Genomic DNA, 14,443 nt, shown 5'->3' on the forward strand with positions numbered 1-14,443 from the left:
GCGCGCCATCTGCCCGCGGGGGGGCCGCACGCCTCTCGATGGGCTGAAAAAGATTCCGGATAATAAAGCATGACCCGCTTGACGGCTAGCGCCGTCGGAGACCCTTGTAATGCCAGATCAAGATATACGCCTGCAATCCCTGAAAGTTTGGCTCGATGAGCAGTTGCCAGCGCTGTTCGCTGCGCAGAATTGGGGCGCCGTACCCCCGGCCACGTTGACTGCGGCCAGTAGTGATGCCAGTTTCCGTCGTTATTTCCGTTGGGAGGGCGAAGGGCGAACTTTTATTGTGATGGACGCGCCGCCACCCCAGGAAAACTGTAAACCGTTTGTGGATATCGCTCATTTGCTGGAAAAGTCCGGCATAAATGTTCCGAAAATTTATGCGGAAGATCTCGCGCAGGGCTTTTTGCTGCTCAATGACCTGGGTCGCCAGACGTATCTGGACGTCATCGATGCCGATAACGCAGATGCGTTATTTGCCGACGCCATCGAGTCGTTGCTGGCTTATCAACAGTTGCCGATGGATGCGCCGTTGCCCAGCTATGACGTTGCCTTGTTGCGTCGCGAACTGGAGCTGTTTCCCGAGTGGTACGTGAAGCGCCATCTGGGTATCGACATGGACGAGGCTCAGCTGGCTGACTGGCAGCAGGCCAGCGACCTGTTGATCGAAAGTGCGCTGATACAGCCCAAGGTTCTGGTGCACCGCGATTACATGCCCCGTAATCTGATGATCAGTGAGCCCAATCCGGGTGTGCTGGATTTTCAGGATGCCGTGTACGGTCCGGTCACTTACGACATCACCTGCCTGTTCAAGGATGCGTTCCTGAGCTGGCCGCAGGAGCGTGTCAGCGACTGGTTGCACATCTATTGGAACAAGGCGCGGGCGCTGGGCATTCCGGTCCATGAAGACTTCGCCGCGTTCGAGCGGGCCAGCGATCTGATGGGCGTACAGCGTCACCTGAAAGTCATCGGGATTTTCGCGCGTATCTGCCACCGCGATGGCAAGCCTCGTTATCTGGGCGACGTTCCACGCTTTTTCGCCTATATAGAAGCCGTTCTTTCGCGACGTCCGGAACTGGCGCAACTGGGCCAGTTGCTCACCAGTCTGCAGCAGCCCGTCGAGACAGCCGTCTGACTCATTCTGAAAAAGGTACCGATTGTGTTGAAGAGGACTGCATGAAAGCGATGATTCTCGCTGCCGGGAAAGGCGAGCGCTTGCGCCCGCTGACCCTGCATACGCCAAAACCTCTGGTGCGTGCAGGCGGTGTGCCCTTGATCGAATATCACCTCAATGCCCTGCGCGAGGCCGGGTTTCATGATCTGGTGATCAACCATGCGTGGCTGGGGCAGCAGATCGAAGACTGGCTCGGCGACGGCCGGCGCTTCGGCCTGAACATCCGTTACTCCCCTGAAGGCGAGCCGCTTGAGACGGGTGGCGGTATTTTTCGCGCCCTGCCTTTGCTGGGCGAAGAGCCGTTTGTGGTGGTCAATGGCGACATCTGGACAGATTACGATTTCGTTTCGCTTCGTCGGCCGCTGGCGGGGCTTGCGCATCTGGTATTGATCGACAATCCGGCGCATCACCCGACAGGGGATTTTTCTCTGGTCGACGGTCAGGTTCGCGATGACGACTCGACCGGGCAGCGCCTCACCTACAGCGGCATCGCGATTCTGCATCCTCAACTGTTCGCCGGGTGCGAGGCAGGCGCGTTCAAGTTGGCGCCGTTGCTGCGTGATGCCATGCGTGAAGGGCAGGTGAGCGGCGAGCATTTCAGCGGGCGCTGGGTGGATGTCGGTACTCATGAACGGCTGGCTGAAGTGGAACAGTTGCTGGCGGGACGTACTGAATGATCTGGCCGGGCACACTGGCCGGTGCCGGCATCGGTTACGCGATTGCCGACATACCCGGTGCGATGCTGGGTGCCTTGCTGGGGCAGGCGCTGGACCGTCGACTGAAGTTGTACAGCTGGGCGCATCTGCGTGAGCGTCTGGGTGGTCGCCCGGCCGTTCATGACGATGAGCTGCTGTTTGTGTTACTGGGACGCCTGGCCAAATGTGACGGGCGTGTGGTTGCCAGTCATATCCATCAGGCGCGGGTCGAGATGCAACGCCTGAGCATGGACAAGGCGGGTCAGCTTCGTGCAATCAATGCCTTCAAGCGTGGCAAGGACGGCTCCGACGGGCTGCGCAGTTATCTGCGGGGTTTGCGCGATCAACCGGACAAGGCCGAAGGATTGTTACGTGCCTGTTGGCGAATGGCGTGGGCCGACGGCAAGGCGTCACGTGCCGAGCGTGAGCTGATTGGTGTATGGGGAATGTGGCTGGGCTGGACCGAGCCGCAGATCGAAGCGCTGGCAACTGAACATGATCCGATGAAGCGGCCGCCGATTGGCAGTACTGACGCTTACAAGGGGGCAATGCTGTTACTGGGCGTGCAGGCCGACACGGATCCTGTGACCATCAAGCGTGCCTATCGGCGGCTGCTCAGCCGTCATCACCCGGACAAGATTGCAGGCTCGGGCGCCAGCTCGTTGCAGGTTCGTGTGGCCACCGAGAAAACCAGCGAACTGCACAACGCCTATCGAGTCATCAAGGCGCGTCGCGGGTTTCAGTGATGGGCGGTGTGCTGAATAGCACTGTTCGTGGGAGGCGGCCTGCCGGCGAAGGCGTAGTGTCATTCACTGACACAACGCCTGAAAAACGCATCGCCCGCAAGCCGCGCCCACGGTCTGGTGATTGCTACAGGGCAACGCGTCTCAAGACAGTAAGCAGCATCACGGGCCTTATTTGGCTTCTACCCAGCCGCGAACCCGGCGGAACAGCTGTTCCTGCTCGGTCTCTGCATTGCCTGCAATGTTGATCAGCCCGATTTGCGTAAACCCCGGTCCCTTCTCGCGTTTGCTGGCTTGCAGGCGGGCGGTTGCGGCCTGTTGAGGCGGGTTCTTGTAGATGAAATCGGCTGTGTTGACCTTCAGCGTGGGCACCATGTCCAGCAGTGACGGTGGAGTGTCGAGTGGTTCACGTGCGGCCACCATCACCAGTTTCTGCACCAGAGGCGACGGGCGTTCGCTCATGTAGCGCGTCGCCCAATAAGCGCCGCTGCTGTGGCCGAGCAATACGATGCTATGCGCCTTGTTCTGCTGCGCGAAGGCAATCGCACTATCAATACGGGCAAACACACGTTCGGCCTGAGCCTTGTTGCGTTCTTCATCAGCCGCTGCCTTGGCCGTGTCGGCACTGGCCTGGGCCTCTGCCTCGGCGGCCGCATCTTTGGCGGGCGCGTCCTTTGGCGCTTCCTTGGGTTTTTCAGCACTGGCGTCGCCGGTCGCTGCGTCAGTCTCGCGGGGCATGAGCGCATTATCCTGTGCGTCCGGCAAGGTAACGCTCAGACTGGACCAGCCAACGTTGGGGAACTTGCGTCGCAGCGGGCCGACCACGTCGGGCCAGTCCGGCGATTCGCCTGCGCCAGGCAGAATAATGACGGCACCTTTGGGCTCATCGGTGTTGGCCGGTTTCCAGAGCGCCAGAAAGCTTTCGTCGCCCGCCTGTAACTGCTGCTGATCCTCTTTGGGTAACTGACGCTCAAGCGCGATGGCATCTTCCTGCGCCCGACTGGGCAGTGGCGCACGTTCTACGGGCGCATCTTTGGCAGCGTCCTTTGGCGCGTCGGCTGCCAGGGCGGGCAGGGCACAAGGGACGATCAATGACAAAAACAATGCAGGAAACATTGCGCGAATGGTGTGGGACATCGGATATTCCAAGCCAGAAACTATACCGGCAGCCTAATGGGTTGATCGGCTTTTGTCAGGCGTGAGCCTGGGCGCATGACCTCTACATGAGAACGACACGTTGCTAACTCGTCTTCGGCGCATCGGTTTTATCGGCTGCCTGTCTGTGCTCTTGATGGCGCAGACGGCAAATGCACAGCTCGATGCGCCTGATATTGCCGCGCGTGCTCAATTGAATACGGTGCAGCGCGAGTGGCTGGAACAACATGGCCCGCTGCGCGTCGGTCTTGTACTGCGTGCGCCCTATGCGCAGTTCGATCAGCGCCTGCAGCAGTTGTCGGGTGCCAACGTCGAGTTCATGAACGCCCTGGCGGCCACGCTGCCGGTGGAACTGTTGTGGCGAAACTTCCCTGATCAGGCTGCGCTCGAGAAAGCGCTGGCCGATGGTGAGGTGGACGTCGCTCCCGGTCTGACCCAGACGCCTGCAGGACTGAAACTCTGGCTGTTTTCCGATCCCTATTTGCGTGTGTCCCAGTTGCTGATCGGCGAACGGGACGGCAGCACTGCCGTGGATCTGGACAAGCTCGACAGCCTTTCGCGGGTTGCGGTGCGCATGCCCAGTGTCACGGCCGATTACCTGCGCACCAATTACCCGCACCTGAATCTGCAAGGCGTACCGCTGGAGCGTCAGGCGCTGCAGTTGTTGCTCAGTCAGCAGGCGCGCTACGCCGTGGCTGACGAAGCCCAGCTCAGTCGTCTGCTGCGCGAGCCCGAGTTTGCGGGGCTTGCGGTCGTGGGCGACATCGGCTTGCCACTGTTGCTGAGGGTGGCATCACGCCGGGATGCCCCTGAACTGGCGGACATCATTGGTGAAGCGTTGCGGGCCATACCGGCCAGAGAACTGGATCAGTTGCACACTCGCTGGATGCCGCTGACGCCTTCGCAGTTCAGTGAATCACCGGGCCTCTGGCAGAACCTCTGCATCCTGCTGCTGGTGATGCTGCTGGCCTGTTTCGCCATCGTGGTCTGGCAGCGGCGCCAGCAGCAGGCACTTGAGCAGGAATTGCTCACGGCCCGCGATGACATCGCACGCCGGGTGCAAGGGGAGGAATCGCTGCGGCTGGCGCAGTTTTCCATCGATCAGAGCACCGTCGGCATTCTCTGGGTCAATTGGGACAGCCGCGTGCGTTACGCCAACCGGGCGGCGGAGAGCATGCTCGGTTATGCGTCCGGAAAGGTGGTCGAACGCCCCTTGATCGATTTCGACCCCAGCCTGCACATGGATCGCTGGCTCAACCTGTGGAAAAACGCTCGCTCGACGGAAGAAAGCCCGCAGCTGTTCGAGACCAATTGTGTCTGCGCCGATGGCAGCGTATTGCCAGTCGATGTGTCGCTGAGCTTTCTACGCTTTCGTGAGGCGGAATATCTGGTGGTTTTCCTCAGCGATGTCAGCGAGCGACGTCGTGCCCATGATCAGCTGCGTGAACTGTCGGCTCACCTGGAAAGCGTGCGTGAAGAAGAGAAAGCCAGAATTGCCCGCGAGGTTCACGACGAGCTGGGGCAAATGCTCACCGTGCTCAAACTGGAAACCTCAATGTGCGAACTGGCTTACGCTGATCTGGACCCAGGACTGAGCGAAAGGCTGGGCAGCATGAAGAAGCTGATCGCGCAGTTGTTCCAACTGGTGCGCGATGTGGCAACCGCGCTGAGGCCGCCGATTCTCGATGCGGGCATTGCGTCGGCGATCGAGTGGCAGGCCCGGCGCTTCGAGGCGCGCACGCAGATCCCTTGCCTGGTTCAGGTCCCGGACAATCTGCCAGCGCTCAGCGATGCCAAGGCGACGGGGATGTTCAGGATTCTTCAGGAAGCGCTGACCAATGTGATGCGTCATGCACAGGCGCACACGGTCGAGATCAGCCTGACGCTTGAGCGCGACAGGCTGTGCATGACCGTCGCCGATGACGGGCAGGGCTTCGTCATCGAGTCCGGCAGGTCGGCGTCGTTTGGCGTGGTCGGGATGCGCGAGCGGGTATTGATGCTGGGCGGCCGATTGGAGCTGGACAGCGAGCTGGGTGAGGGCACAACCTTGCGCGCCTACATTCCGTTGGACCCCGCTGGACAGGAGCGAGCAAAGTGATCCGTGTACTGGTAGCCGAAGACCACACCATCGTGCGTGAGGGCATCAAGCAGTTGATCGGTCTGGCCAAGGACCTGCAGGTGGTGGGCGAGGCGAGCAATGGCGAGCAGCTGCTGGAGACGCTGCGCCACGTGGCGTGCGAAGTGGTGCTGCTGGATATCTCCATGCCGGGCGTCAACGGACTGGAAGCAATCCCGAGAATTCGTGCCCTGAACAATCCGCCGGCCATTCTGGTGCTGTCGATGCACGACGAGGCGCAGATGGCAGCCCGCGCCCTGAAAGTCGGTGCCGCAGGTTACGCCACCAAGGACAGCGACCCGGCGCTGCTGCTGACGGCGATTCGTCGCGTGGCGGCAGGCGGGCGTTACATCGACCCCGAGCTGGCCGACCGGATGGTCTTCGAAGTGGGCCTCACCGACAACCGTCCGTTGCACTCGCTGCTGTCCGAGCGCGAATTTTCGGTATTCGAACGACTGGCCCAGGGCGCGAACGTCAACGACATTGCCCAGCAACTGGCACTGAGCAGCAAGACCATCAGCACCCACAAGGCGCGCCTGATGCAGAAAATGAAGCTCAACTCGCTGGCTGATCTTGTGAAATACGCAATGGAACACAAGCTGCTCTGAGTCTGAAAGCGACATGCTTCAGAGTTCTTGATACCGACCTGTGGGAGCTGACTTGTCCGCGAATAACAGGTCAGGCAACGCAGATGGGCAGGGTTGGCGACCCCTCGCGGACAAGCGGGGCGCCGTCCGGTCCGCTCCCCTACGATTCCACGCACGTTCGACGACATATCCATGCCCGCCATCACTGTAGGGCATTCCCTACACCTGGCCTTCCAGCCCGCCTAGGCTAATCTCTCCTTACCCCCGATTTCCGGGGCCTCGAGGCTGTTCTAGTCTTGATGCCACGCAGACAAAACAAAGGTGTGGGTAATGAGCGACGTCGATACAAGCGCTGGAGCAAATGATGTTCTGGTCAGCTTTCGTGGTGTGCAGAAGAGCTACGACGGCGAAGCACTGATCGTCAAAGACCTCAACCTGGATATTCGCAAAGGCGAGTTTCTCACCCTGCTCGGACCCTCCGGTTCCGGCAAGACCACCAGCCTGATGATGCTGGCCGGCTTCGAAACCCCGACTGCCGGTGAAATCCTGCTCGGCGGCCGTGCCATCAACAACGTTCCGCCGCACAAACGCGACATTGGCATGGTGTTCCAGAATTACGCATTATTCCCGCACATGACGGTGGCCGAGAATCTGGCGTTCCCGCTGTCGGTGCGCGGCATGAGCAAGACCGACGTTGGCGAGAAAGTGAAACGTGCGCTGGGCATGGTCCAGCTGGACACCTTTGCCCATCGCTACCCGGCCCAGTTGTCGGGCGGGCAGCAGCAGCGCGTGGCCCTTGCCCGCGCGCTGGTCTTCGAGCCTCAGTTGGTGTTGATGGACGAACCTCTGGGTGCGCTCGACAAGCAGTTGCGCGAACACATGCAGATGGAGATCAAGCACCTCCACCAACGCCTCGGCGTGACCGTGGTCTATGTGACCCACGATCAGGGCGAAGCCCTGACCATGTCTGACCGCGTGGCGGTGTTCCATCAGGGCGAAATCCAGCAGATCGCGCCGCCGCGCAGCCTGTATGAAGAGCCGAAAAACACGTTTGTGGCTAACTTCATCGGCGAGAACAACCGCCTCAACGGCCGTCTGGTCAGTCAGGACGGCGACCGTTGTGTCGTCGAGCTGGAGCGCGGCGAGAAAGTCCATGCGTTGGCAATCAACGTGGGTCAGCCGGGCGGTCCGGTCACGCTGTCCATTCGTCCCGAACGCATTCACCTCAATGGCCGCAGTGAGAGCTGCACCAATCGTTTTTCGGGTCGCGTGGCCGAATTCATCTACCTGGGCGACCATGTACGTGTGCGTCTGGAGGTGGCAGGCAAGACCGACTTCTTCGTCAAGCAGCCCATTGCCGAGCTGGACCCGGCGCTGAGCGTGGGCGACGTGGTGCCCATCGGATGGCAAGTCGAGCACGTTCGCGCGCTCGACCCCTTGCAGCAAGTGCATTGATCTATCGATAAAAGCAATAACAGAGGCGAATCAATCGCCCATTCCAATCGCTTACCAACACTGCTCGTGGAGAAACGAATTAATGCTGAAATCATTGAAGTTCACCGCCATCACACTGGGCATGATGTGCGCAGCGCAGACCATGGCAGCCACTGACCTGACGGTCATTTCCTTCGGCGGCGCCAACAAGTCCGCGCAGGAAAAAGCCTTTTACGCGCCGTGGGAAAAGGCGGGTAACGGCAAGATCATCGCCGGTGAGTACAACGGTGAAATGGCCAAGATCAAAACCATGGTCGACACCAAGAGCGTTTCCTGGGACCTGGTAGAAGTCGAGTCGCCGGAACTGGCGCGTGGCTGTGACGAAGACATGTTCGAGGAACTTGACCCGGCCATGCTGGGCAAGGCTTCCGATTATGTCCCGGGCGCCGTCACGACCTGCGGTGCCGGTTTCTTCGTCTGGTCCACGGTGCTTGCCTACAACGCTGACAAGGTTGCCAGCGCACCGAGCGGCTGGGCGGATTTCTGGGACACCAAGAAATTCCCTGGCAAGCGTGGCCTGCGCAAGGGCGCCAAGTACACCCTGGAATTCGCTCTGATGGCCGACGGCGTAGCGCCGAAAGACGTCTACAAAGTGCTCGCCAGCAAAGACGGCCAGGACCGCGCGTTCAAGAAGCTCGATGAGCTCAAGCCGAACATTCAATGGTGGGAAGCGGGCGCACAGCCACCCCAGTACCTTGCCTCCGGTGACGTGGTGATGAGCTCGGCCTATAACGGTCGCATCGCCGCCGTGCAGAAAGAAAGCAACCTGAAAGTGGTATGGACCGGTGGCGTCTACGACTTCGACGCATGGGCCATTCCGAAGGGATCGAAAAATGCTGAAGCGGCGAAAAAATTCATCGCTTACAGCCTGAGCCCGGAACAGCAGAAGGTCTACTCGCAGAACATTGCCTACGGGCCGGCCAACACTCAGGCGGTTCCGTTGCTGGACAAGGAAACCCTGCAGAACATGCCGACGACCCCTGAGAACATCAAGGATCAGGTGCAGATGAACGTGTCGTTCTGGACCGACAACGGCGAATCCCTGGAGCAGCGTTTCACTGCCTGGGCTGCCAGGTAACCGCGTCACGTTGCGTTAGATCCGGGTGTTCCCAGTATCAAGGGGAGCACCCTTCGTTGAAAGATTCCGGAGTTTGCTATGGCCATCGCCGTGCCCCTGACTGAAGGCGCCAGCCCCAACTTGAAGCAACGTCTTGCTCGTGCAGAGCGTGTCAACCGCTGGAAGGCCCAGGCACTGATCGCTCCGCTGGTCATCTTCCTGTTGCTGGTGTTTCTGGTGCCTATCGCCGCGCTGCTCTACAAGAGTGTCGATAACCCGGAAGTCGTTGCCGCCTTGCCGAGCACCGTGATCGAAGTCCAGAAATGGGATGGAAAAGGGCTGCCGCCCGAGTCGGTCTACAAGGCAATGAGCCTGGACCTGGCTGAAACCCGCAAGAATTCGACGCTGGGCGATCTGTCCAAGCGGCTGAACGTTGAGCTGGCCGGCTATCGCAGCCTGCTGAGCAAGACCGCTCGTGCGTTGCCGTTCAAGACTGAGCCTGCCTCTTATAAAGAAGCGCTTGAAGCACTGGATGAGCGCTGGGGCGATCCCGCCTATTGGCAGGCGGTGCGCCGCAATACCAGCAGCATCACGCCTTATTACGTACTGGCCGCGCTGGATCATCGCATCGACGACCTCGGTGAAGTGGCCCCCGCGACCCCTGATCAAGCGATCTATCTGGACATTTTTGCCCGCACCTTCTGGATGGGGCTGGTCATTACCGTCATCTGTCTGGTGCTGGCGTATCCACTGGCCTACCTGCTCGCCAGTCTGCCTTCACGGCAAAGCAACCTGCTGATGATTCTGGTGCTGCTGCCGTTCTGGACCTCGATTCTGGTGCGGGTTGCGGCCTGGATTGTCCTGCTCCAGTCCAGCGGACTGATCAACAGCGCGTTGCTGGCGATGGGGATCATCGACAAGCCGCTGGAGCTGGTCTTCAACCGGGTCGGCGTGTACATCTCGATGGTGCACATCATGCTGCCGTTCATGATCCTGCCGATCTACAGCGTGATGAAGAACATCTCTCCGACCTACATGCGCGCCGCGATTTCGCTGGGCTGTCATCCGTTCACCAGCTTCTGGCGCGTGTATTTCCCGCAGACCTACGCCGGGATCGGTGCCGGGTGCCTGCTGGTGTTCATTCTCTCGATCGGCTACTACATCACCCCGGCCCTGCTGGGCAGCCCGAACGATCAGATGGTCAGCTACTTTGTCGCGTTCTACACCAACACCAGCATCAACTGGGGCATGGCCACGGCGCTGGGCGGTCTGCTGCTGTTGGCGACCATCGTGCTGTATCTGATTTATAGCTGGCTGGTCGGCGCCAGCCGCCTGCGTCTGAGCTGAGGAGCGTCACCATGCTGAATTCCTATACATCGCCGATCGAGCGCATCTGGTATTTCGCGCTGCGCATCATCTGCGCGCTGGTGCTGCTGTTCCTCGTGCTGCCGGTGCTGGTCATCATTCCGCTGTCGTTCAACTCCGGCAGTTTTCTGGTCTATCCGCTGCAGGGTTTTTCCTTGCAGTGGTATCAGGACTTCTTCAATTCCGCCGAGTGGATGCGTGCGCTGAAGAACAGCATGATTGTCGCCCCGGCCGCGACCCTTCTGGCCATGGTGTTCGGCACGCTGGCGGCGATTGGCCTGACTCGGGGCAATTTCCCCGGCAAGGCGCTGGTCATGGCGCTGGTGATCTCGCCGATGGTCGTGCCAGTAGTCATCGTCGGGGTTGCCAGCTACCTGTTTTTCGCACCGCTCGGGCTGGGCAACAGCTACACCTCGCTGATCCTGGTGCATGCGGTGCTGGGTGTGCCGTTCGTGATCATCACGGTGTCGGCGACGTTGCAGGGTTTCAACCACAACCTGGTGCGTGCAGCGGCCAGCCTGGGGGCGTCGCCGCTGACTGCGTTTCGCCGCGTGACCTTGCCCCTGATTGCGCCGGGGGTGATTTCCGGTGCGCTGTTCGCTTTCGCGACCTCATTTGATGAAGTGGTGGTGACGCTGTTTCTGGCGGGTCCCGAGCAAGCGACACTGCCGCGTCAGATGTTCAGCGGCATTCGCGAAAACCTCAGCCCGACCATTGCCGCTGCCGCGACCTTGCTGATCGGTTTTTCTGTCCTGTTGCTGCTGGTGCTGGAGTGGCTGCGTGGCCGTAGCGAGAAGTTGAGGACGCAGGCGGCTTGATGGCGTTGCGCAACAGACACCAGGTTATGGGAGGACCTGTGTCAGGCATGAAGCGGTTTCTGATAGTAAGCCGCTGAATGCTTCACAAAAACATCCAGAGTGCATCTGCGACATATCCAGAAACGTTGGAGTACAATGCGCGCCACCGTGATTCTGCTCAAACAGGTGCGTCATGCAGCCCTTCGTTATTGCCCCATCGATTCTTTCCGCTGACTTTGCCCGCCTGGGCGAGGAAGTCGACAATGTAATGGCCGCAGGTGCGGACTTCGTGCATTTCGATGTCATGGACAACCACTACGTGCCGAACCTGACCATTGGTCCGATGGTGTGCAGCGCGCTGCGTAAGTATGGCGTTACAGCGCCCATCGATGTGCACCTGATGGTCAGCCCGGTCGACCGCATCATCGGCGATTTCGTCGAGGCCGGTGCCACATACATCACGTTCCACCCTGAAGCCACGCAGCACATTGACCGCTCACTGCAACTGATCCGTGAGGGCGGCTGCAAGTCGGGTCTGGTGTTCAATCCGGCGACGCCATTGAACCTGCTGGAATACGTCATGGACAAGGTCGACATGATCCTGCTCATGAGCGTCAACCCCGGCTTCGGTGGCCAGAAGTTCATTCCCGGCACGCTGAGCAAGCTGCGTGAAGCACGGGCGCTGATCGATGCGTCGGGTCGTGATATCCGTCTGGAAATCGACGGCGGCGTCAACGTCAACAACATCCGCGAGATCGCTGCCGCCGGTGCTGACACCTTCGTGGCCGGCTCTGCCATTTTCAACGCTCCGGATTACCGCGAAGTGATCGAAAAAATGCGTGCCGAACTGGCGTCAGCCCGCGCATGAGCGGCTTCGAGCAGCTGTTCGCAGGTCAACTGCCCAGGCTGATCATGTTCGATCTGGACGGAACCCTCGTGGACTCCGTCCCGGACCTGGCCGTCGCCGTGGACAAAATGCTGCTTGAACTCGGGCGCCCGGCGGCCGGTCTCGAGTCGGTGCGTGCCTGGGTCGGCAACGGCGCGCCGGTGCTGGTGCGCCGCGCGCTGGCCAACGACATCGATCACAGCGATGTCGATGATGCCCTGGCCGAGCGCGGTCTCGACATCTTCATGGAAGCCTACGCGGAGAAACACGAGTTCACTGTGGTCTATCCAGGCGTTCGTGAAACCCTGAAATGGTTGCAGAAAATGGGCGTGCAGATGGCGCTCATCACCAACAAGCCGGAGCGCTTCGTCGCGCCGTTGCTCGATGAAATGAAGCTGGGCCGGTTCTTTCGCTGGATCGTCGGTGGCGACACCATGCCCCAGAAAAAACCTGATCCTGCGGCGTTGTTTTTCGTCATGAAGATGGCGGGTGTTCCGGCTTCGCAGTCTCTGTTTGTAGGCGACTCGCGGACCGACGTACAGGCTGCCAAGGCTGCCGGTGTAGCCTGCGTTGCGTTGAGCTATGGCTACAACCACGGGCGTCCGATTGCCGAGGAGTGTCCGGCGATGGTGATCGATGATCTGCGCAAGCTGATTCCCGGTTGCCTGGATCAGGACGCTGAGATACTGTTGCCCGACATCGAACGTCCCTCCTTTAGAGATTCCATCGTGGTGGTCACTCGCAAACTCTGGATGAAAGTCATGAAGGCCCTGGCCCGCTGGCGTTGGCGCGCCTGACTTGTTCCTGGCCGGCCTGCCGGTACGTTGCCTTACTGACCGTTTTATCCTCAAACCACGAGGTTGCTCATGAACCGTGAAGAATTCCTGCGTTTGGCCGCTGACGGCTACAACCGCATCCCGCTTGCCCGCGAAACCCTGGCTGACTTCGACACGCCGTTGTCGATCTACCTGAAGCTTGCCGATCAGCCGAACTCCTATTTGCTGGAGTCTGTGCAGGGCGGCGAGAAGTGGGGGCGTTACTCGATCATCGGTTTGCCATGCCGCACCGTGATGCGCGTCCATGGGCATCGCGTCAGCATTACCCACGACGGCGTCGAGATCGAAACTCACGAGTCCGAAGACCCGCTGGCGTTCGTCGAAGCCTTCAAGGCGCGCTACAACGTGCCGACCATTGCCGGTCTGCCGCGTTTCAACGGCGGGCTGGTCGGGTACTTCGGTTATGACTGCGTGCGGTATGTCGAGAAGCGTCTGGCGAACTGCCCGAACCCGGATCCGCTGGGCGTACCTGACATCCTGCTGATGGTGTCCGACGCCGTTGTGGTGTTCGACAACCTGGCGGGCAAGATGCACGCCATCGTGCTGGTCGATCCGGGGCAGCAGGATGCCTACGAGTACGGCCGCAAGCAGCTTGATGAATTGATGGACAAGCTGCGTCAGCCGATCACGCCGCGTCGCGGCCTGGATCTGGATCGTCCTCCCGCGCCCGACCCGGTGTTCCGCTCCAGTTTCACCCAGGGTGATTACGAAGCCGCTGTCGACACGATCAAGCAGTACATTCTGGCGGGCGACGTGATGCAGGTCGTCCCGTCACAACGCATGTCCATCGACTTCAAGGCCGCGCCCATCGATCTGTACCGGGCACTGCGCTGCTTCAACCCGACGCCTTACATGTACTTTTTCAACTTCGGCGACTTCCATGTCGTCGGCAGTTCGCCGGAAGTGCTGGTGCGGGTCGAGGACAACCTGATAACGGTGCGCCCTATTGCAGGTACACGCCCACGCGGTGCCAACGAAGAAGCCGATCTGGCGTTGGAAAAAGACCTGCTGTCCGATGACAAGGAAATCGCCGAGCACCTGATGCTTATCGACCTGGGTCGTAACGACACCGGTCGGGTTTCGGAAATCGGCACGGTCAAGCTGACCGAGAAGATGGTCATCGAACGTTACTCCAACGTGATGCACATCGTTTCGAATGTCACCGGCCAGTTGAAGGAAGGTCTGACGGCGATGGATGCATTGCGAGCGATTCTGCCGGCGGGCACCCTGTCCGGCGCACCGAAGATTCGCGCAATGGAAATCATCGACGAGCTGGAGCCGGTCAAGCGAGGCGTTTACGGCGGCGCAGTTGGCTATTTTGCCTGGAACGGCAACATGGACACCGCCATCGCGATTCGTACCGCAGTGATCAAGAACGGCGAGCTGCACGTACAGGCGGGCGGCGGGATTGTGGCTGACTCGGTGCCTGCGCTGGAGTGGGAAGAGACGCTCAACAAACGTCGCGCGATGTTCCGGGCGGTGGCGCTGGCGGAGCAGACCGCGGCGGAGTGAGCGCTCCAGCTCGCTTTGCCTGAGAC

Annotated in this window: 13 protein-coding genes; 12 read left to right on the plus strand and 1 reads right to left on the minus strand. The window is 60.2% G+C overall.

Features of this window, described 5'->3' with window-relative positions; genetic code table 11:
* Nucleotides 1-109 precede the first annotated feature (109 nt).
* From JTJ32_RS12235 to JTJ32_RS12245, 3 genes are read left to right on the plus strand one after another with little or no spacing between them, the layout of a single operon-like run.
* Nucleotides 110-1,135, plus strand: a complete 1,026-nt coding sequence (locus JTJ32_RS12235; RefSeq protein ID WP_210042166.1) for an aminoglycoside phosphotransferase family protein — start codon at nucleotides 110-112, stop codon at nucleotides 1,133-1,135.
* Nucleotides 1,136-1,176: 41 nt separating this feature from the next.
* The gene (murU, locus tag JTJ32_RS12240) at nucleotides 1,177-1,851 is read left to right on the plus strand and encodes an N-acetylmuramate alpha-1-phosphate uridylyltransferase MurU (RefSeq protein ID WP_210042167.1); all 675 of its coding nucleotides are present in this window, start codon (nucleotides 1,177-1,179) and stop codon (nucleotides 1,849-1,851) included.
* Nucleotides 1,848-2,615, plus strand: a complete 768-nt coding sequence (locus JTJ32_RS12245; RefSeq protein WP_099228586.1) for a TerB family tellurite resistance protein — start codon at nucleotides 1,848-1,850, stop codon at nucleotides 2,613-2,615. The genes murU and JTJ32_RS12245 overlap by 4 nt, the downstream gene beginning before the upstream one ends.
* A 168-nt stretch (nucleotides 2,616-2,783) precedes the next feature.
* On the opposite strand, the gene JTJ32_RS12250 is transcribed toward JTJ32_RS12245, so the two are convergent.
* Complete coding sequence (locus JTJ32_RS12250) at nucleotides 2,784-3,749, minus strand: alpha/beta hydrolase family protein (RefSeq protein ID WP_210042168.1); 966 nt, start codon at nucleotides 3,747-3,749, stop codon at nucleotides 2,784-2,786.
* A 154-nt stretch (nucleotides 3,750-3,903) separates the two neighbouring features.
* Here JTJ32_RS12250 and JTJ32_RS12255 point away from each other — a divergent pair, with 154 nt between their 5' ends.
* From JTJ32_RS12255 to trpE, 9 genes are all read left to right on the plus strand, one after another.
* On the plus strand, nucleotides 3,904-5,865 hold the full coding sequence (locus JTJ32_RS12255; RefSeq protein ID WP_236059287.1) for a sensor histidine kinase: 1,962 nt from the start codon (nucleotides 3,904-3,906) through the stop codon (nucleotides 5,863-5,865).
* A complete protein-coding gene (locus JTJ32_RS12260; RefSeq protein WP_004885362.1) occupies nucleotides 5,862-6,491 on the plus strand; it encodes a response regulator in 630 nt (209 codons plus the stop codon). Before JTJ32_RS12255 ends, JTJ32_RS12260 begins: the two co-directional genes overlap by 4 nt.
* Before the next feature lie 309 nt (nucleotides 6,492-6,800).
* Nucleotides 6,801-7,925, plus strand: a complete 1,125-nt coding sequence (locus tag JTJ32_RS12265; protein ID WP_099228583.1) for an ABC transporter ATP-binding protein — start codon at nucleotides 6,801-6,803, stop codon at nucleotides 7,923-7,925.
* Nucleotides 7,926-8,007: 82 nt separating this feature from the next.
* Nucleotides 8,008-9,042 carry a polyamine ABC transporter substrate-binding protein gene (locus JTJ32_RS12270; protein ID WP_210042170.1) on the plus strand — a complete coding sequence of 345 codons (1,035 nt, stop codon included), beginning with the start codon at nucleotides 8,008-8,010 and terminating at the stop codon, nucleotides 9,040-9,042.
* Between the two features lie 78 nt (nucleotides 9,043-9,120).
* A complete protein-coding gene (locus JTJ32_RS12275) occupies nucleotides 9,121-10,368 on the plus strand; it encodes an ABC transporter permease (RefSeq protein ID WP_210042171.1) in 1,248 nt (415 codons plus the stop codon).
* An 11-nt stretch (nucleotides 10,369-10,379) separates the two neighbouring features.
* Nucleotides 10,380-11,204 (plus strand): ABC transporter permease, encoded by an 825-nt coding sequence (locus tag JTJ32_RS12280; RefSeq protein ID WP_099228580.1) that lies wholly within the window; start codon nucleotides 10,380-10,382, stop codon nucleotides 11,202-11,204.
* Between the two features lie 172 nt (nucleotides 11,205-11,376).
* Nucleotides 11,377-12,051, plus strand: coding sequence for a ribulose-phosphate 3-epimerase (rpe, locus tag JTJ32_RS12285; RefSeq protein WP_210042173.1), 675 nt, complete (start codon nucleotides 11,377-11,379; stop codon nucleotides 12,049-12,051).
* Nucleotides 12,048-12,866 carry a phosphoglycolate phosphatase gene (locus JTJ32_RS12290; protein WP_184322184.1) on the plus strand — a complete coding sequence of 273 codons (819 nt, stop codon included), beginning with the start codon at nucleotides 12,048-12,050 and terminating at the stop codon, nucleotides 12,864-12,866. The genes rpe and JTJ32_RS12290 overlap by 4 nt, the downstream gene beginning before the upstream one ends.
* A gap of 69 nt (nucleotides 12,867-12,935) precedes the next feature.
* A complete protein-coding gene (gene trpE / locus JTJ32_RS12295) occupies nucleotides 12,936-14,417 on the plus strand; it encodes an anthranilate synthase component I (protein ID WP_184322183.1) in 1,482 nt (493 codons plus the stop codon).
* Nucleotides 14,418-14,443 lie beyond the last annotated feature (26 nt).

This window comes from Pseudomonas alliivorans (genome assembly GCF_017826695.1).
GTDB lineage: Bacteria > Pseudomonadota > Gammaproteobacteria > Pseudomonadales > Pseudomonadaceae > Aquipseudomonas > Aquipseudomonas alliivorans.